Source organism: Ancylobacter sp. TW_SC_1 (genome assembly GCF_056836805.1).
The window spans coordinates 2,312,255-2,332,933 of record NZ_CM166365.1 but is presented as its reverse complement, the minus strand read 5'-3'; the positions used below and the strand labels follow the sequence as shown (position 1 = coordinate 2,332,933).

General features: G+C 68.3%; 16 protein-coding genes. 9 read left to right on the top strand and 7 right to left on the bottom strand.

Annotated features, from left to right (window positions below):
• The first annotated feature begins 160 nt into the window (after positions 1-160).
• The 3 genes from otsB to AC1PZ7_RS10760 are packed head-to-tail and all read left to right on the top strand — an operon-like array spanning position 161 to position 4,139.
• A complete protein-coding gene (otsB, locus tag AC1PZ7_RS10770; RefSeq protein ID WP_482359460.1) occupies positions 161-940 on the top strand; it encodes a trehalose-phosphatase in 780 nt (259 codons plus the stop codon).
• The gene (locus tag AC1PZ7_RS10765) at positions 937-2,733 is read left to right on the top strand and encodes a glycoside hydrolase family 15 protein (protein ID WP_482359459.1); all 1,797 of its coding nucleotides are present in this window, start codon (positions 937-939) and stop codon (positions 2,731-2,733) included. The genes otsB and AC1PZ7_RS10765 overlap by 4 nt, the downstream gene beginning before the upstream one ends.
• Complete coding sequence (locus AC1PZ7_RS10760) at positions 2,718-4,139, top strand: alpha,alpha-trehalose-phosphate synthase (UDP-forming) (RefSeq protein ID WP_482359617.1); 1,422 nt, start codon at positions 2,718-2,720, stop codon at positions 4,137-4,139. The genes AC1PZ7_RS10765 and AC1PZ7_RS10760 overlap by 16 nt, the downstream gene beginning before the upstream one ends.
• A 165-nt stretch (positions 4,140-4,304) precedes the next feature.
• On the opposite strand, the gene AC1PZ7_RS10755 is transcribed toward AC1PZ7_RS10760, so the two are convergent.
• Entirely contained in the window at positions 4,305-5,246 is a 942-nt protein-coding gene (locus AC1PZ7_RS10755) for an aldose 1-epimerase family protein (RefSeq protein WP_482359616.1), read from the bottom strand.
• 83 nt (positions 5,247-5,329) lie between these two features.
• Here AC1PZ7_RS10755 and AC1PZ7_RS10750 point away from each other — a divergent pair, with 83 nt between their 5' ends.
• From AC1PZ7_RS10750 to AC1PZ7_RS10740, 3 genes are all read left to right on the top strand, one after another.
• Positions 5,330-6,703, top strand: coding sequence for an MFS transporter (locus AC1PZ7_RS10750; protein ID WP_482359458.1), 1,374 nt, complete (start codon positions 5,330-5,332; stop codon positions 6,701-6,703).
• Positions 6,704-6,789: 86 nt separating this feature from the next.
• Entirely contained in the window at positions 6,790-6,969 is a 180-nt protein-coding gene (locus AC1PZ7_RS10745) for a DUF1328 domain-containing protein (RefSeq protein WP_482359457.1), read from the top strand.
• A 96-nt stretch (positions 6,970-7,065) separates the two neighbouring features.
• A complete protein-coding gene (locus AC1PZ7_RS10740; RefSeq protein ID WP_482359456.1) occupies positions 7,066-7,197 on the top strand; it encodes a hypothetical protein in 132 nt (43 codons plus the stop codon).
• A 79-nt stretch (positions 7,198-7,276) separates the two neighbouring features.
• On the opposite strand, the gene AC1PZ7_RS10735 is transcribed toward AC1PZ7_RS10740, so the two are convergent.
• From AC1PZ7_RS10735 to AC1PZ7_RS10710, 6 genes are all read right to left on the bottom strand, one after another.
• Positions 7,277-9,067 carry a peroxidase family protein gene (locus AC1PZ7_RS10735; protein ID WP_482359455.1) on the bottom strand — a complete coding sequence of 597 codons (1,791 nt, stop codon included), beginning with the start codon at positions 9,065-9,067 and terminating at the stop codon, positions 7,277-7,279.
• A gap of 235 nt (positions 9,068-9,302) precedes the next feature.
• On the bottom strand, positions 9,303-11,300 hold the full coding sequence (gene rpoD / locus AC1PZ7_RS10730; protein ID WP_482359454.1) for an RNA polymerase sigma factor RpoD: 1,998 nt from the start codon (positions 11,298-11,300) through the stop codon (positions 9,303-9,305).
• Positions 11,301-11,475: 175 nt separating this feature from the next.
• Positions 11,476-13,410 (bottom strand): DNA primase, encoded by a 1,935-nt coding sequence (dnaG, locus tag AC1PZ7_RS10725; RefSeq protein ID WP_482359453.1) that lies wholly within the window; start codon positions 13,408-13,410, stop codon positions 11,476-11,478.
• A 120-nt stretch (positions 13,411-13,530) separates the two neighbouring features.
• The gene (locus AC1PZ7_RS10720) at positions 13,531-13,839 is read right to left on the bottom strand and encodes an AzlD family protein (RefSeq protein ID WP_482359452.1); all 309 of its coding nucleotides are present in this window, start codon (positions 13,837-13,839) and stop codon (positions 13,531-13,533) included.
• Positions 13,836-14,561, bottom strand: a complete 726-nt coding sequence (locus AC1PZ7_RS10715) for an AzlC family ABC transporter permease (protein ID WP_482359451.1) — start codon at positions 14,559-14,561, stop codon at positions 13,836-13,838. The genes AC1PZ7_RS10720 and AC1PZ7_RS10715 overlap by 4 nt, the downstream gene beginning before the upstream one ends.
• A gap of 54 nt (positions 14,562-14,615) precedes the next feature.
• Positions 14,616-15,074, bottom strand: a complete 459-nt coding sequence (locus AC1PZ7_RS10710; RefSeq protein ID WP_482359450.1) for a GatB/YqeY domain-containing protein — start codon at positions 15,072-15,074, stop codon at positions 14,616-14,618.
• A 259-nt stretch (positions 15,075-15,333) separates the two neighbouring features.
• Here AC1PZ7_RS10710 and carA point away from each other — a divergent pair, with 259 nt between their 5' ends.
• From carA to greA, 3 genes are all read left to right on the top strand, one after another.
• Positions 15,334-16,539 carry a glutamine-hydrolyzing carbamoyl-phosphate synthase small subunit gene (gene carA / locus AC1PZ7_RS10705; RefSeq protein WP_482359449.1) on the top strand — a complete coding sequence of 402 codons (1,206 nt, stop codon included), beginning with the start codon at positions 15,334-15,336 and terminating at the stop codon, positions 16,537-16,539.
• A gap of 195 nt (positions 16,540-16,734) precedes the next feature.
• Positions 16,735-20,070, top strand: coding sequence for a carbamoyl-phosphate synthase large subunit (gene carB, locus AC1PZ7_RS10700; RefSeq protein WP_482359448.1), 3,336 nt, complete (start codon positions 16,735-16,737; stop codon positions 20,068-20,070).
• Positions 20,071-20,204: 134 nt separating this feature from the next.
• On the top strand, positions 20,205-20,678 hold the full coding sequence (greA, locus tag AC1PZ7_RS10695) for a transcription elongation factor GreA (protein ID WP_482359447.1): 474 nt from the start codon (positions 20,205-20,207) through the stop codon (positions 20,676-20,678).
• Position 20,679 lies beyond the last annotated feature (1 nt).

The window sequence follows — 20,679 nt, the reverse complement described above, 5'->3', positions numbered from 1 at the left end:
GAGCGTGCTCCACCTGCCCCCGCCGACGGTCATTATTTCCCCGGGGGTATTGGAACGCCTCCCGCAGTCATGCGTTAGGAGCATGCCGGAACGGGCGGCCGGACGATGATGGCTACCCTATTACCTCAGTTATTCGGAACGGGGCGGGTATACCGACAGTATGGCGAGAACACGAACCGCATCAGGCAACGGCATTCACCCGCTACCTGAACCCGACTGGGCCCTGTTCCTCGATATTGACGGCACCCTGATCGAGCACGCAGACCATCCCGAGGGCGTCGACATCCCGCTCGACATGCCCGACCTGCTGGGACAGCTCCAGCTGGCGCTCGACGGCGCCGTCGCGCTGGTTTCCGGCCGCACCATCGAATGGATGGACAAGCGCTTCGCGCCCGCCCGGCTCGCCGCCTCGGGCCAGCACGGCGCGGAGGTCCGTCTGGCGCCCGACCTGCCCTCGGTGCCCATCCCGCGGCCGAGATGGCGCGCGCCGCTGGAGACCGCGCTCGACCATGCGCTGGCGAGCTGGCCCGGCGTCTTCCTCGAGCACAAGCCGCTGTCGCTGGCCGTGCATTTCCGCGCCGTGCCGCAATTCGGCGAGGAGATCACGCAGACGGTGATCGACATCGGCTCCGGGCTCGACTCCGGCATCGAATTTCTCAAGGGCCGCTGCGTCATCGAGGTCCGGCAGGCCGGGCGCAACAAGGGCACCGCGGTGGAGGAACTGATGAAGTCGGCCCTGTTCGCCGGGCGCCGGCCGGTCTTCCTCGGCGACGACGTGACCGACGAGGACGGCTTCCGCGCCGTCCGCGCCGCCGGTGGCCTCGCCGTCGCCGTCGGCCCGCGCCCGACCCTGCAGGCGGACTGGCGGCTGGCGACGCCGGCCGACGTGCGCCGCTGGCTGGCCGATATTCCCAAGGCTCTGGAGGGCGTGGCTTCGTGACGGCAAATCTCGACCTCGCCGCGATCGGCAACGGCACCATCGCCGCGCTGATCGACCGCAACGGGCGCATCGCCTGGTGCTGCTGGCCGCGCATCGACGGCGACCCGGTGTTCTCGTCGCTGCTCGGCGGCACCGAGCCGGAAGCCGGCTTCTTCGACGTGGTGCTGGACGGCCAGGTCAAGGCGACGCGGCGCTACCAGCCCAACACCGCCATCATCGAAACCACTCTGGAGAACGACCAGGGCGCCAGGCTGCGGATCACCGATTTCGCGCCGCGCTTCAAGCTCTATGACCGCATCTACCGTCCGGCGACGCTGGTGCGCCGCATCGAGCCGCTGAACGGCATGTGCCGCGTCACCTTGCGGCTGCGCCCGCATTTCGCCTGGGGCGAGCAGCGCCCGACCCCGGTACGCGGCTCGAACCACATGCGCTTCACCGGCGACGACTTCACCCTGCGCGCCACCACCGACCTGCCCATCGTCTATGTGATGGAGGAGCGCCCCTTCGTGCTCAGCAAGGCGGCGACCATCGTGCTCGGCCCGGACGAGCCCTTCCCCGCCAGCATCACCGACACCGCGCGCAGCTTCGAGGAGAAGACCCGCGACTACTGGCAGGACTGGGTGCGCTACCTCTCGGTGCCCTTCGAATGGCAGGACGCGGTGATCCGCGCGGCCATCTCGCTGAAGCTGTGCGCCTTCGAGGAAACCGGCGGCATCGTCGCGGCGCTCACCACCTCGATCCCGGAGGCGCCGCATTCGATTCGCAACTGGGACTACCGGCACTGCTGGCTGCGCGATTCCTACTTCACCGTGCGCGCGCTGAACCTGCTCGGCGCCACGCGCACGATGGAGGACTATATCCGCTACCTTACGACGGTGATCGCCTCCGAGCCGTCGGGGCGGCTGGCGCCGGTCTATTCCATCGTCCCCGGCACGCCGCTGGAGGAGCGCTTCGCCGCCGCCCTGCCCGGCTTCCACGGCATGGGGCCGGTGCGGGTGGGAAACCAGGCCGCCGAGCAGGTGCAGAATGACGGCTATGGCCATGTCGTGCTCGCCGCCGCGCAGATGTTCTTCGACGAGCGGCTGCCGAACCGCGGCGACATGGCGCTGTTCAACCTGCTCGAAGGCGTCGGCGCGCGGGCGGTCGAGTTCGCCTTCGAGCCCGATGCCGGGCTGTGGGAGCTGCGCGGCCGGCGCCGCGTGCACACCTTCTCGGCGGTGATGAGCTGGGCCGCCTGCGACCGGCTGGCGCGCATCGCCCGCGTGCTGGAGCTTCCCGACCGCGCCCAGTTCTGGGCCGGGCATGCCAACGAGATCCGCGCCCGCATCCTCGCCTTCGCCTGGGACGAGAAGCTCGGCAGCTTCGTCGACGCGCAGGAGGAGGGCCAGCTCGACGCCAGCCTGCTGCTGCTCGCCGAGCTCGGCTTCGTGCGGCCGGACGACCCGCGCTACGTCGCCACCGTCGAGACCATCGGCCGCGAGCTGAAGCGCAACGGCTACATGATGCGCTATGCCGGCGAGGATGATTTCGGCCTGCCGGAAACCTCCTTCACCATCTGCTCGTTCTGGTACGCGGGAGCGCTCGACCTGATCGGCCGCCGCGACGAGGCGCGCGAGATGTTCACGAGCCTGCTCGAGCGCCGCAACGAGGCCGGGCTGCTCTCCGAGGACATCGACAACCAGACCCTCGAGCTGTGGGGTAACATCCCGCAGACCTACTCGATGGTCGGACTCATCGACACGGCGATGCGGTTGTCCAAGACATGGGAGGAAGCGTTCTGGCGAGGCTCGTAGTCGTATCGAACCGCGTGGCGTCGCCCCGGGAGCGGGCGGCCAAGGCGGGAGGGCTGGCGGTCGCGCTGCGCGAGGCACTCGGCAAGCGCGGCGGCCTGTGGTTCGGCTGGAGCGGCGAGACCGAGATCAACCCGCCCGATGCGCCGAAGGTCTTCCGCTCCGGCCGCGTGACCTACGCGCTGCAGACGCTCGATCCGGAGGACCAGCGCGCCCATTATGCGGGCTACGCCAACGGCACGCTCTGGCCGCTGTGCCATTACCGGCTCGGCCTGCTCACCTTCCGCCGCGCCGACTGGGAAGGCTACCGCCGGGTCAACGAACACTTCGCCCGCTCGCTGCTGCCGCTGCTGAAGCCCGACGACATCATCTGGGTTCACGACTACCACTTCATCCCGCTCGCCGCGGAACTGCGCAAGCTCGGCTTCGAGGGGCGGATCGGCTATTTCCACCACATACCGTGGCCGACGTCGGAAGTGTTCCTCAGCCTGCCCTCGCACGCCGCGCTGGTGCACGATCTGTCGCATTACGACCTCGTCGGCCTGCAGACCGAGAACGACGTGCGCGCGCTGCTCACCTACATTTCCTCCGAGGTGCGCGGCTGGATCGCGCCGGGCGGCGTGGTGGGGCTGCGCCAGCGGCGCTTCCGCGTCGCCGCCTTCCCGATCGGCATCGACGTGGACGCCTTCGTCAGGGACGCCCGTGCCTCCGTCGGCAGCGACGAGGAGCGCCGGCTGCAGGAGAGCCTCGCCGGCCGCGTGCTGGCCGTCGGCGTCGACCGGCTCGACTATTCCAAGGGGCTGCCCGGCAAGTTCGCCGCCTTCGGCGAGTTGCTCAGCCGCTATCCCGAGCACCGCTCCCAGGTGACGATGATGCAGATCGCGCCGGTCTCGCGCGGCGAGGTCGCCGAATACCGGGCGCTGCGGCGCGAGCTGGAGGAGCTGGGCGGCGCGATCAACGGCGAATACGCCGAGTTCGACTGGGTGCCGCTGCGCTATCTCAACCGGCCGTTCCAGCGCGCGACGCTCGCCGCCATCTACCGCATGGCGCGGATCGGCATTGTCACGCCGCTGCGCGACGGCATGAATCTCGTCGCCAAGGAATATGTCGCGGCGCAGGATCCCGACGATCCCGGCGTATTGGTCCTCTCGCGCTTCGCCGGTGCGGCGGACGAGCTGACCGGCGCGCTGATCGTCAATCCCTACGACGTCGAGGGCATGGCGGAGGCTTTCCACGCCGCGCTGATCATGCCGCTCGACGAGCGCCGCGAACGCTGGCAAACCAACATGCGCAGGGTTGAGAGCAACACCATCCACACCTGGTGCGAGAACTTCATTACCGAACTGTCGAGCGGCGTCGGCCAGTTCGCGGATGCGACCGGACCCGAGAAGGGCAGCCGTCATATCTGATGCCTCGGCACGAGCCCTTGTCCGCGCAGGGCATCCCGATGCGGCGGACATCACCCGGCCGGCGCCCCGCCCGACCGACAGGCAAGCGCGCGGGATTCAACAATCCGCAGCATTCCCCAGGCGCGGAAGCCGCTCCACTCTCGCGAAAAAGGCGCCGGCGCCCCTCTACTGCCCGGCCTCGTGCGGCCCGATCAGGCGCCCGACATCCGGCAGCCAGCGCAGCGACATGGCGAAGCTCTTCGCGCCGCCCGGCGCGATGAGCGACAGGCCCGGCTTGTCGAGGAACTCGACCGGCGCCTGCTGCGGCGTCGCGTAGCCCGACCACGGCTCGATGCACAGGAAGGGCGCCCCCGGCTTCGACCAGAGCCCGAGCTGCGGCATGCCGGGGAAGGCGACCTCCAGCCCCGGTTCGCCCGGCACGCCGAAGCGCACATGGTGCGAACGCAGGCCGAGGAAGATCAGCGCATCGCGCTCGAACATCGCGTCGGTCGGCTCGATGATCGCATCCACCGCCGGGTTGGCCTCGGTCTGCGTGGAGAGCAGCCCGCCGACCGGGCGGTGCACCGGCTCGACCTCCGCCTTCTCGAACACCAGCCGGTGGTCGGCCCGCGTGCCGCCATAGGGCAGCGGCCAGCGGAAGGCGGGGTGGAAGCCGAAGCTCGCCGGCAGCGGCTCGGCGCCGGGATTGCTCACCACCGCCTCGATGGTCAGCGTCGCCTCGATCAGCGTGTAGGTGACGGTCAGCGAGAAATCGAACGGGTATTGCTTGCGCGTCTCCTCGTCGGCGTGCAGCGCGAAGCGGACGCCCGAGTCCGTGGCCTCCTCCAGCGTGAAGACGCGGCGGCGGGCGATGCCGTGCTGCGCCATCGGATAGACCGTGCCCCGGTGCACCAGCTGGTCGTTGGGAAGCCGGCCGACGATGGGAAAGAGCAGCGGCGCGTGCCCGGTCCAGAAGGCGGCATCGCCGTTCCACAGCAGGTCGCGGCCGTTCTCGTCGGTCAGCCGCACCATCTCGGCGCCGAGCGGCGCGATCTCCACCGCGAGAAAGCCCGATTTCAGTTTCACCACTGCGTCGCCCATACCAATCCCCGTCTCGACATCGCGCACGATCAAGGTTAACCGAATCCTTGCGGATTCGAGACTCTGCCGCGTCAGCCGTCCCCCGAAGCCTCTCGCCGCCCGGACCCATCATGTCCCAGACTCTCGGCCCTGTCGCCGCGCTCCTTCTGGGGGTCTTCTTCCTGGTGACGGGCAGCGGCCTGCAGAACACGCTGCTGCCGCTGCGCGGCGCCTTCGAGGGCTTCAGCGCCATCAATCTCGGCATTCTGGGATCGAGCTACTATCTCGGCTTCGTCGTCGGTTGCCTGGTCGTGCCGCATCTGGTGCGGCGCTCCGGCCATATCCGGGCCTTCGCGGCGCTGACCTCGTGCGTCGTGGCGACGATGATCGCGCATCCGCTCTTCATCGAGCCGCTGTTCTGGTTCGCCCTGCGCGGCATCACCGGCTTCTGCTTCGCCGGCCTCTACCTCGTCATCGAAAGCTGGCTGAACGACCGCGCCACCAACCAGACGCGCGGCTTCGTCATGAGTGCCTATGTCATCGTCGACTACGCGGCGCTCACGGCCGGCCAGATGATGATCACGCTCTACCCGGTGCGCGGCTTCGAGCTTTTCGCGCTCGCCGCCATCCTGTTCTCGCTCGCCACCCTGCCGGTGGCGATCACCTCGAGCGGCCAGCCGGCGCCGATCGAGACCGCCCGCATCCGGCTGCCGCGCCTGTTCCGCGCCGCCCCGGTGGCGATGGTCGGCTGCTTCGTGATCGGCATCACCAACGGCTCGCTCTGGTCGCTTGGCCCGATCTTCGGCATCGGCCGGGGGCTGACCGCCGACGGCGCGGCGACCTTCATGAGCGCCGTGGTCGTGGCGGGCGCGCTGGCGCAATGGCCGATCGGCTTCCTCTCCGACCGCATGGACCGGCGGCGCATCCTCGGCGCGCTGATGGTCGGCGCGATGCTCGCGGGCCTCGCGCTGGGGGCGCTGCAGTTCGATCTCGTCGGCCTCAGCGTGCTGGGCCTGTTCTACGGCGCGCTGTCGCTGCCCGCCTATTCGCTCGCCGCCGCCCATGCCTATGACCGCACCCACGCCGCCGACGCGGTGGAGACGGCGGCGGGCCTGCTGCTGCTCTACGGCATCGGCTCGGTGGTGGGCCCCGCCCTCGCCTCCCTCGGCATGCAGCATTACGGACCGGGCGCGCTGTTCTTCTTCACCGCCGCCGCCTATGCGTTCCTGCTGCTTTTCGTGGTCTGGCGCATGACCATGCGAACGGACGCGCGCCCGAGCGAGCCGGTGAGCGAACCGATGGCCTCCGCGGCCACGGGCACCCTCCCCCGGCCCGAGCCGGAGCCGCCCGTCTCGCGGCTCAGGCGCTGGCGCCGCGCGGCACCGGCGGTCAAGCCGCAGCCCCGGCCGGCTCCCCCGCCCCCGGCGGGCAAGGACGGCGCCGGCAAGGACACGACCGACGCCCCCTTCCCGGACGAGCAGGATGGGCGCTCGGACGGCGCCTGAGACGCGGCGTCGCGCGAGGTGGGCCGGCGCCATGGAACCGGCCGGCCCGGCCGGCGGTTGAGGCCGCATAACGGGACACGCCGCGCATGTTCAGATACGCCCTCCTCTTCCTCCTCGTCTCCCTCGTCGCCGGGGCCGTGGGCCTCACCAACGTCTCGAAGCTGGCGCGCGCCCTCTCCCTGGTGCTGTTCGCCCTGTTCTTTCTCGGCTTCCTGCTGCTGATCGGCCTCGCCATGCTGGTCGACCAGGCGGTGTCGATGCCCTGACGTCGCCGAGGCGCGGTTTCGCACCCTGCATTGACATGGCGCAAGGCACCCCTCCGCCATCGGACTAGCCTCCCGTGAAAACGAAGGAGGATGTCCATGCCGATCGAAACCATCATTTTCGTCGCCGCGACCGTGATCGCCTTCAGCGGTCTGGCTCTCACCATCGCCTGGGTGGATGCGTCCACCAAGCAGACCCGCCGCAAGAACCACCCGATCCCGGGCGAGTGAGCGGCAGAGGCGGCCACCGCCTTCGTCCCCCGCGACGCCTGCCGGAGCGGCGGGAGTTCATCTTCCTACGGGCGGGTTCCTACGGGCAAGGCGACGGCGGAGTTGGCGCCACCTCGCCCTGCGTCACGAAGCGGACGAGCTGGCTCATGGTGAAGATGTCGTCCGAGGTCGTCACCGTCTTGTCCCAGTAGAGCTGCGACGCCGCGTCGGTGACATCCGTGCCGGTCGGCCGGTGCTCCTTGAACTGGCCCAGACGTTTGCCGGCCTCGGCAGCGATGGCCGGGGCGCGGACGGGCGGGTTCGACGGATCGTCCACCTTGTCGACCGACGCCTCCAGCAACGCGCCGATCAAGGTCTCGGCGACGATATAGCCGCCGACCGCGCCAAGCTGCGGGTGTTCGGTTAACACCGCCGCGTCCTGCAGCATGTAGAACCAGAGCGGCGTGTTCCAGAGCAGCGACGGCTCCAGCGCGAAGAGTTCCTCGAACGTCTGGAAATCGGCTGACGGAAACAGTTCGTCACGGCCTAGTGGCGGAATGAAGCCGTAGACGGCGGCAAGCTGGCCGGCGACCGACTGGCCGGAGGGCAGCCCGAAATCGACGCCGCGACGAAGGTTGCGCTCGGCCAGCGATTGCGGCGGCTCGCCGATGGACGGCGGCGGCAGGCGGAAGATGGCGGGCGGCAGGTGGGCGTCCAGCGGCTCGCCATGCTGGGGAACGTCGTGCGCGACGCCTTGGGGATCGGTGAACGTCATCTGGGGGGCGGTCTGGAAGAACAGCCTCCAGTCGACATGGAAGTCGCGAATGGTCAGCGCGCCCGTCGTGGGGTCGACCACATGGGAAAGCAGCGGCTGGTCGCCGCGCAGGTCGAACCCCCGCCGCGACGTATCGAAGAGCGGCGCCGATTCATTCTCCCGGAGGAAATAGCCGTTGCGCAACTGCGTGTGCCCGAGCCGGAACACCGCGTGCGAGAACTCCACCGGAATCGCCACCGCCCCGGCGATGACCTTCTCGCCGACCCCGAGCCTGCGCAGGATCGCGTCATTGCGCGCGTTCATGGCCTGGAACAGCGTGGCCTGCTGCTGGAACTTTTCCAGTACCGCGATGATATGCGCGGCCTGAACGATGCGCGGCAGATAGTCGAACAGCACGATGCGACGATAGGCTTCCTCCACCTGCCGGCGCGTGTCCTTGAAGGCGGCGCTGCTCGGGGCGCGGGGAACGTCCGTCCGGGCGGCGTGGATCTTGTTGTGCAGGCGCTGGAACAGCATGTGCACTTGCAGGATCAGCTTGTTCTCGTCGTTGCGCGGATCGGCGATCAGGCGCTTGTTGCGAAAGCCGCTGCCGCGCCAGATGTCGGGCACGACGTTCGGATCGTGCTGGTATTTCGACACGGTCGTACCGGCGCCGGGCTGGTACAGCAGGAACAGCCCGTCCGCGTCGTAGAGCTCGGGCTGCGGCGCACCAAGCAGGCCATAGACCGAATCCAGATCGAGCTGGCCCGAGCGTCCATTCGTCGTGGAGGGCAGATCCTGCGTCGGGTCGCGCACATCCTCCAGAACATGCTGGCGCTGGCCGATGGTCGGGTTCTGCGGGACGATGCCGAATTCGGACCCGATCACCCGGAACTCGGTGACGTCGTGGTCGATGAACTGGCCGAGAAAGGTGAAGCCGGAGAGGTTGGCCGGCTTTCCGCCCGCCGGCAACGGCGTCAGCCTGTGCAATGGTCCCATGGGTCCCGCGAACAGGGCAAGGGCCAGCGAATTGTACGAATGATCCTCGGACGCGAAGAGCCGTCCGAACGGCGCCTTCAGCCCCTCCGGGGCCAGTGTTTTCGGGTTGATGACGTCAACCCAGCCATGATGTGACATGCCGACCCCCCAGTTACCTTTGGGAAGGTTAACACCGATCTACATTCTTACAACTCTAGATTTTATACGTCGCATACGCATCATTTAAGTTGTGTGCGCGCAGGCGGGCGGGCGTATACGCGCAAGGCGATCACCGGCCGTGCGGAAGAGGGGTCCGAGAGGTCGACCCGGCCGCTGAGACAAAAGAAAAGGGCGGCCCGCAGGCCGCCCTTTCGCATGTCGTTCGCGCGTGCGCTCAGTTGTCGAGGAACGAGCGCAGCTTGCGCGAGCGCGAGGGGTGCTTGAGCTTGCGCAGCGCCTTGGCCTCGATCTGGCGGATGCGCTCGCGCGTCACCGAGAACTGCTGGCCGACCTCTTCCAGCGTGTGATCGGTGTTCATGCCGATGCCGAAGCGCATGCGCAGCACGCGCTCTTCGCGCGGCGTCAGCGAGGCCAGCACACGCGTCGTGGTCTCGCGCAGATTGGACTGGATCGCCGCGTCGATCGGCAGGATGGCGTTCTTGTCCTCGATGAAGTCGCCGAGATGGCTGTCTTCCTCGTCGCCGATCGGCGTTTCCAGCGAGATCGGCTCCTTGGCGATCTTGAGGACCTTGCGCACCTTCTCCAGCGGCATGCCGAGCTTCTCGGCGAGTTCCTCCGGCGTCGGCTCGCGGCCGATCTCGTGCAACATCTGGCGCGAGGTGCGCACGATCTTGTTGATCGTCTCGATCATGTGCACGGGAATGCGGATGGTCCTTGCCTGATCCGCGATGCTGCGGGTGATCGCCTGCCGGATCCACCACGTCGCATAGGTCGAGAACTTGTAGCCGCGGCGGTACTCGAACTTGTCGACCGCCTTCATCAGGCCGATATTGCCTTCCTGGATGAGGTCGAGGAACTGCAGGCCGCGGTTCGTGTACTTCTTGGCGATGGAGATGACGAGGCGCAGGTTCGCCTCGACCATTTCCTTCTTGGCCTGACGGGCTTCCTTCTCGCCCTTCTGCACCATCTGGACGATCTTGCGGAATTCCTGGATCTCCAGCCCGGTCTCGGTGGCCAGCGCGTGGATTTCCGAGCGCAGATCCTTGATGCCGTCGAGTTCCTGACCGACGAAGCCCTTCCAGCCGCGCGAGGTCAGGTTCTTCACCCGGGCGACCCATTTCGGGTCGAGCTCCGAGCCCTGATACTGCTTGAGGAAGTCCTCGCGGGAAACGCCGAAGCTCTCGGCCAGGCGCATCAGCCGGCCTTCGAGCGAGACGAGGCGCTTGTTGATGTCGTAGAGCTGCTCGACGAGGTTGTCGATGCGCGCCTGGTTGAGCGACAGCGACTTCACGTCGACGATCAGCGCGTCCTTCAGGCTCTTGTACTTGCGGTCCTGCGAGGGCGAGAGGCTCTCGTTCTTCAGCTTGGACTCGACGTTCTGGTCCTGCAGGCGGCGCAGCTTCTTGTAGGCGTCGGCGATGCGGTCGAAGGTCTCGAGCACCTTCGGCTTGATCTCGGCTTCCATCGCCGCGAGCGACAGGGAGTTCTCCATGTCGTCGTCGTCGTCATTGGCGATGCTCTCGCCGATCGTGGGCTCGCGCTCTTCCTCGGCTTCCGGGGCGAGCGTGCCGCCTTCGACGATCGGGCCGTTCTTGGCCTCGGGGCCGGCATAGGTCGCTTCGAGGTCGATGATGTCGCGGAGGAGCACCTTGCCCTCCACCAGCTCGTCGCGCCAGATGATGATGGCCTGGAAGGTCAGCGGGCTCTCGCAGAGCCCGGCGATCATCGCCTCGCGGCCGGCCTCGATGCGCTTGGCGATAGCGATCTCGCCCTCGCGGGACAGCAGCTCGACCGAACCCATCTCGCGCAGATACATGCGGACGGGATCGTCCGTGCGCTCGCCCGGCTCCGACTTGGTCTCGGAGCGGATGACCGCGCGCGGGCTCGCCTCGGCCAGCTCGCCGCCGCTCTCTTCCTCTTCCTCGTTGGCCTCGGGGCTCTCCTCGGCTTCCGCCTCGGCCTCGGCCTCCTCGGACTCGACGACGTTGATGCCCATCTCGTTGAGCATCGCGTAGATGTCCTCGATCTGGTCCGAGGTGTTCTGCTCGGAGGGGAGAACCTCGTTCAGCTCGTCATAGGTCACATAGCCGCGCTTCTTGGCGAGCTTGATCAACTTCCGGACGGCGGCGTCCGAAAGGTCGAGCAACGGGCTGTCCGGCGTATCGCCATCCTTCTCGGGGGCTTCCGTCGCTTCCGCTGCCTGCTTCGCCATGCGTGTGCTCCTCAAGCGCCGTCCGGCTCGTTGCCCCGGCGTGCGACGGCGGTCCTTGCGGCGCCGTCTCTTCGATCGTTCAACCCAGTGCGCCTCGCACCGACGGGCGAGAGACGCAAACAGGGCTACGCACGCCACGCGCACGAAACGCGTGGGCGAGCAGCCCAGGGGACTCCTACATCGACCGCGCCGGACGACCCGACGCAGCGCCGAACCCCTCTACCAAAGCTTCGGTTCCGTCAAGTGCCGCGAGCTGTCTTTGTACGTCGAGAAAGCGCGCCCAATTCATGTCGGTGGGCTCCTCGGCGAGGCGTTTCTCGGCTTCTTTCAGGTCCTTAGATAGGGCGTGGCCGCGCCGGTGCAAGACCAGACGCTGATGCCACCACAGCTCGACATCCGCCCGCCCGGCATCGGCGAAGGCGGGCCAGTCATAGCGTGCGATGGCCGCGCGGGCGAGCCGGGCGGCGAACGGGGCGTGGCCCTGCGCCTCCAGCCGGGCGGCGAAACGCGCCGCGTCCTCGGTGTCGCCGTCCATATGGGCGTCGAGCAGCGCGCGGCGCAGTTCGGCGGCTTCCTTGTTCTGGAACGGCATGTCGGCCAGCTCCTCGGCGAACTGGTCGAGCAGCCAGGGATGGTTGATCACCGCGAAGAGCAGCAGCGCCTCGTTGCGCGGAATTTCCGCCGCCGCGCCGCGCACCAGCGCCGAGCGGCGCATCGCCTCGCCCGCCGCCGCGCCGGGCTGGCCGCGCGCTCCGTTGCTGGGACGGCGCCCGTTGCGCCCCTGGAAGCGGCCCTGATAGTCGCCGGAGGCGCGGCGCGGGGCGTCGCCCTGCACCGGCACCGGCGCGAACAGCCGGCGGAAACGGTCCATCAATTCGCCGCGGTAGTGCTTGCGCACGGTCTCGTCGGCGATGACGCGGACGATCTCGCCGATGCGCGCCTCCAGCGCAGCGCGGCGCTCGGGCGTGTCGACGCTCGCCGTCTCCATCTCGCGCGCCCACAGCACGTCCGCCAGCGGGCGGGCCTGCGCCAGCACGGCGTCGACCGCCTCGCGCCCGCCGGCCCGCACGAGGTCGTCCGGGTCCTGCCCCTCGGGCAGCGCGCCGAAGGACAGGCTGACGCCCGGCTTGAGATGCGGCAGGGCGAGGTCGATGGCGCGATAGGCCGCCCGCCGGCCGGCCTTGTCGCCGTCGAACAGCAGCACCGGCTCGGGCGCCATCTTCCACAAAAGCGCGAGCTGCTCCTCGGTCAGCGCCGTGCCGAGCGGCGCCACCGCGCCGGGAAAGCCGGCCTCGACCAGCGCGATGACGTCGACATAGCCCTCGGCGGCGATCACCGGCGCGCCATTATGCGCGGCGGCGCGGGCGTTGAAGGCGTTGTAGAGCAGCGCGCCCTTGTGGAAGAGCGGGGTCTCCGGCGAGTTGAGGTACTTGGCCGGAACGTCCTTCTCCAGCGCCCGGCCGCCAAAGGCGACGACGCGCCCGCGCAGGTCGGTGATGGGAAACATCACCCGGTCGCGGAAGCGGTCATAGGGCAGCGCGACGTCCTCGGCGGCGATCAGCAGCCCCGCCTCGACCATGTCCTCGACCGGCACGCCCTTGCCGCCGAGCGCCTCCTTGAGCGCAAAACGCTCGGGCAGCGCATAGCCGATACGGAAGCGGCCCTGCGTCGCCGGGCCGAGGCCGCGATCGGCGAGATAGCCGCGCCCCTTGGCGCCGGCGCGGCTCTGCAGCACCGCCTCGTAATAGCGCGCGGCCAGGTCCATCACCTCGTGCAGCGTCTTGCGCCGGGTCTCGCGCTGCTCCTCCTCGCGCGACTGTACCGGCATCGGCACGCCCGCCATCGAGGCGAGGCGCTCCACCGCCTCCGGGAAGGGCAGGCCCTCGACCTCCATCAGGAAGTCGAACTGGTCGCCGTGCTTGCCGGAGGAGAAGCAGTGATAGAAACCCTTCTGGTCGTTGACGTAGAAGGACGGCGTCTTCTCGGGATTGAACGGCGACAGGCCGCGCCATTCCCGCCCCTGCTTCTTCAGCTGCACGCGCTTTCCCACCACCTCCGAGACCGGGAGGCGGGTGCGAATCTCGTCGAGGAACGAGGGCGGGAAGCGCATGGCGGGGTGGACTCACCGTAAGAGGCCGGTCGGGCATCATAGCAGGGCGTCGGCGCCTCGCGGGCGCACCGACCGCGAATCGCATGCCGGGGTCGGCGTCGTCCCCGCTGTCCCCAGCCCTCAGCTCGCCCCCATATAGGCGCGCCACAGCGCGGCGGCGAGGATGCCGAGCGCGATCGCCGGCAAAGCCTTGCGCAGCACCAGCGTGCCGAGGATCGCGACGCCGACCGCGACATAGCCCTCGGGCCCGCCGCGCACCGTCGCCGGCACCACCAGCGCCACCAGCACCGAGCCGGCGAGGTAGCGCAGGAACGCCTCCGTCCGCGCCGACATCGGCACGAAGCCGACCAGGAAGATGCCGCCCGCCCGCGTCGCATAGGTGACGAGCGCCATGGCGAAGATGACGAGCAGGGCGTCGGTGGTGCTCATGGCCGCTTCATCTCGTCGCGCACGAGACCGGCGATGCCGCCGGCCAGCCCGCCGACCATGACGTGCCAGTTGGGCGGCAGGAACCAGACGGCGCCCATCGCCGCCAGCCCGGCCACCAGCCAGGGCAGGTCGTCGATCCGCCCGCGCCGCAGGCCTACCAGCGTCGTGGCGAAGAAGGTCACGAGCACGAGGTCGAGCGCATAGGTCTTCACGTCGTCGAGCGTCAGGCCGCCGGCGACCGCGCCGATCACGGTCGCCGCCACCCACGTCGCCCACATCATGGCGCCGCCGCCGACGAGATAGCCGAGATCGCGCTCGCCACGCCGCTCGGCAGCGATCAGCGCCGCCCAGTTGAGATCGCTGAGCAGCGTCATCGCGCCGTAGACCTTCCACGGCGCCAGCCCCCGGCACAGCGCCCGCAGGGAGGCGCCGAGCAGGATGTGCCGCGCATTGATGGCGAAGGTCGCCACCAGCAGCGGCAGCCACGGCACCGGCGCCGTCCACAGGTCCAGCACGGCGAATTGCGACGCGCCGGCGAAGACCACCACGCTCATCAGCGCCGCGACCCAGCCTTCAAGCCCGACGCCGCGCGCGGCGATGCCGAAGGCGACGCCGAACACGAAGACCGGGGGGAGGACGGCGAGAATCGCCCGCGCCCCGCGCCAGCAGCCTGCCCAGGTCAGCGTGGCCCCGTGCGGGCGTGGTTCGGAAGCTGGCGGCATGGCGGACACGCGGATGGAAGGACGACACGTGGTGTGCGGCGCGGCGGAAATGGATCAGCCGAAGGTCAGCAGCGCCTTCACCGTGCCGCTGGCCTTGCCGAAGTCCATCACGCCGGTATAGCGCTCCTTCAGCGCCGCCATGGTGCGGCCCATGTCCTTGAGGCCGTGCGCGTCGATCTCGGCGATCACGGTGGCGATGGCGGCCTGTGATTCGGCCTCGCTCATCTGCGCCGGCAGGAAGGACTGGATGACCGCGATTTCCTCGCGCTCCTGCGTGGCGAGGTCCACGCGACCGGCTTCCTCATAGACCTTCGCGGATTCCTCGCGCTGCTTGATCATCTTGGCGAGCAGGCCGAGCAGTTCGTCGTTGGACAGCGGATCCTTGCCGTGGCCGCGCGCCTCGATGTCGCGGTCCTTGATCGCGGCATTGACGAGGCGCAGCGTGCCGAGGCGCCGCTTGTCCTGTGCCTTCATGGCTTCTTTGAGCGAGGTATTGATCTCGTCGCGCAACACGTTCGTTATGCCTTCCTGCAGTTCGCGAGACGGCGCGCCGGAATGCCGTAATTCCTGGCCGCACCGCCGCTCGCGCTTCGATGATTGTCCGCCCATGGGATCCCACCCATTTTGGCGGGTCGTCGCGCCTGCCTGCGCGGACCGCGCCGTCCCTCCGGCACAGCCATCCGCAATTCGAGGCACAGATACGCAGCGGGGAGGCTGGCATCCGGCGCGGCAACCGACTAATTAGGGCACACAACGACAGGGAACAAGATCAATGAACGGTAGCGCTGAGCCGCATTCCGGCGACGACGTGTGGGCCGAGCCCCTCCCGACCGCCCTTCTCGTGCTGGCAGACGGCACGGTGCTGGAAGGCTTCGGCCTCGGCGCGACGGGCCACGCCGTCGGCGAGGTGTGCTTCAACACCGCCATGACCGGCTATCAGGAAGTGCTGACCGATCCGTCCTATGCCGGGCAGATCATCACCTTCACCTTCCCGCATATCGGCAATGTCGGCACCAATGAGGAAGACGTCGAGACCGTCTCGATGGCCGGCGCCTCCGGCGTGCGCGGCGTGGTGCTGCACTCGGCCATCACCGATCCGTCGAACTACCGCGCCACCCGCCATTTCGATGCCTGGCTGAAGGCCCGCGGCATCATCGCCATTTCCGGCATCGACACCCGCGCGCTGACCGCGCTGATCCGCGACGGCGGCATGCCGAACGCGGTCATCGCCCATTCCGCGAAAGGCCAGTTCGATCTGCCGGCGCTGAAGCAGGAAGCCGCCGCATGGCCCGGCCTCGTCGGCATGGACCTCGTGCCGATGGTCACCTCCGCCCAGCGCTTCAACTGGGACGAGACCACCTGGAGCTGGCCGGACGGCTACGGCCAGCAGACCGCGCCGGCGCACCATGTCGTCGCCGTCGACTACGGCATCAAGCGCAACATCCTGCGCCTGCTCGCCCGCGCCGGCTGCAAGGTCACGGTCGTGCCGGCCACCACCTCGGCGCAGGAGATCCTCGCGCTGGCGCCGGACGGCGTGTTCCTCTCCAACGGCCCCGGCGACCCGGCGGCGACGGGCGAATATGCCGTGCCGGTGATCCGCGAGATCATCGACGCCGGCGTGCCGACCTTCGGCATCTGCCTCGGCCACCAGATGATCGGCCTCGCCGTCGGCGGGCGCACGGTGAAGATGCACCAGGGCCATCACGGCGCGAACCATCCGGTGAAGGACATGACCACCGGCAAGGTCGAGATCACCTCGATGAATCACGGCTTCGCGGTCGACCGCGACAGCCTGCCGGTGCGCGCGCAGGAGACCCATGTCTCGCTGTTCGACGGCTCGAATGCCGGCATCGCGCTCACCGACAAGCCGGTCTTCTCGGTGCAGTACCACCCCGAGGCCAGCCCCGGCCCGCAGGACAGCCACTATCTGTTCGACCGCTTCGTCGAGCTGATCGCCCGCACCAAGAAGGCGGCCTGAGCCGCCTCCTGCCGCCGCCGGGACGGACGCCCGCGCCGGGCGCCCTTCCCCCCCGAGGGAATCTGGTTTAAGGGAAGCCCCCAATTGCGGGGGCCGCCCTCGCCCAGAAAGTTCAATCCGGGTCCGCCCAAGGACGCGTTCTCGACGCGTCCTTTTTCGTGTGCCCGGACAAATGCGCGAGCCGCACGGGATCCGATGCCGAAACGCACAGACATCTCCACCATCCTCATCGTCGGCGCCGGCCCCATCGTCATCGGCCAGGCCTGCGAGTTCGACTATTCCGGCACCCAGGCGTGCAAGACGCTCAAGGCCGAGGGCTACCGCGTCGTCCTCGTCAATTCCAATCCGGCGACGATCATGACCGACCCGGATCTGGCCGACGCCACCTATATCGAGCCGATCACCCCCGAGATCGTCGCCAAGATCATCGCCAAGGAGCGCCACGTCCTCCCCGGCGGCTTCGCGCTGCTGCCGACCATGGGCGGCCAGACCGCGCTCAACTGCGCGCTGTCGCTGCGCAAGATGGGCGTGCTCGACGAATACGACGTCGAGATGATCGGCGCGACGGCGGAAGCCATCGACAAGGCCGAGGACCGCGAGCTGTTCCGCGACGCGATGACCAAGATCGGCCTCGACACGCCGCGCTCGCGCCAGATCAAGACCCTGCCGCAGGCGCTGGAGGCGCTGGACGAGATCGGCCTGCCGGCCATCATCCGCCCGTCCTTCACCATGGGCGGCCAGGGCGGCGGCATCGCCTACAACAAGTCCGAATACATCGAGATCATCGAGCGCGGCATCGACGCCTCCCCCACCAACGAGGTGCTGGTGGAAGAAAGCGTGCTGGGCTGGAAGGAGTACGAGATGGAGGTCGTCCGCGACAAGGCGGACAACTGCATCATCATCTGCTCCATCGAGAACATCGACCCGATGGGCGTCCACACCGGCGATTCCATCACCGTCGCCCCGGCGCTGACGCTGACCGACAAGGAATATCAGCGCATGCGCGACGCCTCGCTCGCCGTGCTGCGCGAGATCGGCGTCGAGACCGGCGGCTCCAACGTGCAGTTCGCGATCGACCCGGAAACCGGCCGGATGATCGTCATCGAGATGAATCCGCGCGTCTCGCGCTCCTCGGCGCTGGCGTCGAAGGCGACGGGCTTCCCGATCGCCAAGGTCGCCGCGCGCCTGGCGGTCGGCTACACGCTGGACGAGATCGCCAACGACATCACCGGCGGCGCCACCCCGGCCTCGTTCGAGCCGACCATCGACTACGTCGTCACCAAGATCCCGCGCTTCGCCTTCGAGAAGTTCCCCGGCGCCGAGCCGATCCTCACCACCTCGATGAAGTCGGTGGGCGAGGCGATGGCGATCGGCCGCACCTTCCAGGAATCGCTGCAGAAGGCGCTGCGCTCGCTGGAGACCGGCCTCACCGGCCTCGACGAGATCGAGATCGAGGGCCTCGGCCTCGGCGACGACAAGAACGCCGTGCGCGCCGCCCTCGGCACGCCGACGCCGGACCGGCTGCTGAAGGTGGCCCAGGCCATGCGCCTGGGCCTCGACGACGCGGCGATCCACGCCGGCTGCAAGATCGACCCGTGGTTCCTCGAACAGATCCGCGAGATCGTCGATGTTGAGGCCAAGGTGCGCGCGCACGGCCTGCCCAAGACCGCCGGCGCCTTCCGCAAGCTGAAGGCCATGGGCTTCTCGGATTCGCGTCTCGCCGGCCTCGCCCGCCTGCACGAGGCCGAGGTGTCCGCCCAGCGCCGCGCCCTCGACGTGCGCCCGGTCTACAAGCGCATCGACACCTGCGCCGCCGAGTTCGCCGCGCCGACCGCCTACATGTACTCGTCCTACGAGATGCCGTTTGCCGGCGTCCCCGCCGACGAATCGCGCCCCTCGAACCGGAAGAAGGTCGCCATCCTCGGCGGCGGCCCCAACCGCATCGGCCAGGGCATCGAGTTCGACTATTGCTGCTGCCACGCCGCCTTCGCGCTGAAGGACGCCGGGTACGAGACCATCATGGTCAACTGCAACCCGGAGACCGTGTCGACCGACTACGACACCTCGGACCGGCTCTATTTCGAGCCGCTGACCGCCGAGGACGTGATCGAGATCCTCGACCGCGAGCGCTCCAGCGGCACGCTGCACGGCGTCATCGTGCAGTTCGGCGGCCAGACCCCGCTCAAGCTCGCCCGCGCGCTGGAAGAAGCGGAGATCCCGATCCTCGGCACCTCGCCGGAAGCGATCGACCTCGCCGAGGACCGCGACCGCTTCAAGACGCTGCTCGACAAGCTGAAGCTGCGCCAGCCGGCCAACGGCATCGCCTATTCGGTCGAGCAGGCCCGGCTCGTCACCGCCGATCTCGGCTATCCGCTGGTGGTGCGCCCGTCCTATGTGCTGGGCGGCCGCGCCATGCAGATCATCCATGAGGAAAGCCAGCTCGGCGACTACCTCCTGGAGACGCTGCCTGGGCTGGTGCCGAACGACATCAAGGCGCGCTACCCCAACGACAAGACCGGCCAGATCAACACGCTGCTGGGCAAGAACCCGCTGCTGTTCGACCGCTATCTCTCGGACGCCATCGAGGTCGACGTCGACTGCCTCGCCGACGGGAAGGACACCTTCGTCTGCGGCATCATGGAGCACATCGAGGAAGCCGGCATCCATTCGGGTGATTCGGCCTGCTCGCTGCCGCCCTACTCGCTGCAGCCCGACATGATCGCCGAGCTGGAGGCGCAGACCCGCAAGATGGCGCTGGCGCTCGGGGTCGGCGGCCTGATGAACGTGCAATACGCCATCAAGGACGGCACCATCTACGTGCTGGAGGTAAATCCGCGTGCCTCGCGCACGGTGCCCTTCGTCGCCAAGGTGGTGGGCCAGCCGATCGCCAAGATCGCCGCCCGCATCATGGCCGGCGAGGCGCTCGCCTCCTTCGGGCTCACGCCCTTCGCCGGCGATCACGTCGCGGTGAAGGAGGCGGTGTTCCCCTTCGCGCGCTTCCCCGGCGTCGACACGGTGCTCGGCCCGGAAATGCGCTCGACCGGCGAGGTGATGGGGCTGGACAAGTCCTTCGCCGTCGCCTTCGCCAAGAGCCAGCTCGGCGGCGGCACCAAGGTGCCGACCTCGGGCACCGTGTTCGTCTCGGTGCGCGACCAGGACAAGGCCCGCATCCTCGACACCGCGCGACTTCTTGTCTCGCTCGGCTTCAAGGTGATCGCCACCTCCGGCACCCAGCGCTACCTCGTCGAGAACGGCGTGCCCAGCGCCAAGATCAACAAGGTGCTGGAAGGCCGTCCGCACATCGTCGACGCGATCAAGAACGGCGAGGTGCAGCTCGTCTTCAACACGACCGAGGGTGCGCAGGCGCTCGCGGACTCGCGTTCGCTGCGCCGCGCCGCCCTCTTGCATAAAGTGCCGTATTACACCACGCTGTCTGGAGCCATCGCAGCGGCGCGCGGAATCAAGGCCTATATCGGCGGCGATCTGGAAGTGCGCGCCCTGCAGGATTATTTCCACTCCGGCCGAGCCTGACGGCGCCTCGCGGCGCAGACCGGCTTCCGGACACGACAGAATTAAGCCCGCGCGGGTGGTTCGATCGAGGCCCAACGGCCCGATCCGCTACCCGCGGGGGCTTCGTTTGCTTTTGGGAGGTCAAGAAAAGACCAATGGAAAAGATTCCGATGACCGCCGGCGGCCATGCCGCGCTGGAAGACGAACTCAAGCGCCGCCAGCAGGTGGAGCGTCCGCGCATCATTGAGGCCATTTCCGAGGCGCGTGCGCATGGCGACCTGTCCGAGAACGCGGAATATCATGCCGCGAAGGAGCAGCAGGCGCTGAACGAGGGGCGCATTGCCGAACTCGAGGACAAGCTCTCCCGCGCCGAGATCATCGACGTCGCCAAACTCACCGGCGACATCGTCAAGTTCGGCGCGACCGTGAAGCTGATCGACGAGGACACGGAAGAAGAGCGCGTGTGGCAGATCGTCGGCGACATGGAAGCCGACGCCAAGGCCGGACGCATCTCGATCTCTTCGCCGATGGCCCGCGCGCTGATCGGCAAGAAGCAAGGCACCTCGGTGGAGGTGGTGACGCCCAAGGGCGCCCGCTCCTACGAGATCGCCGACGTCCGCTTCGCCTGAC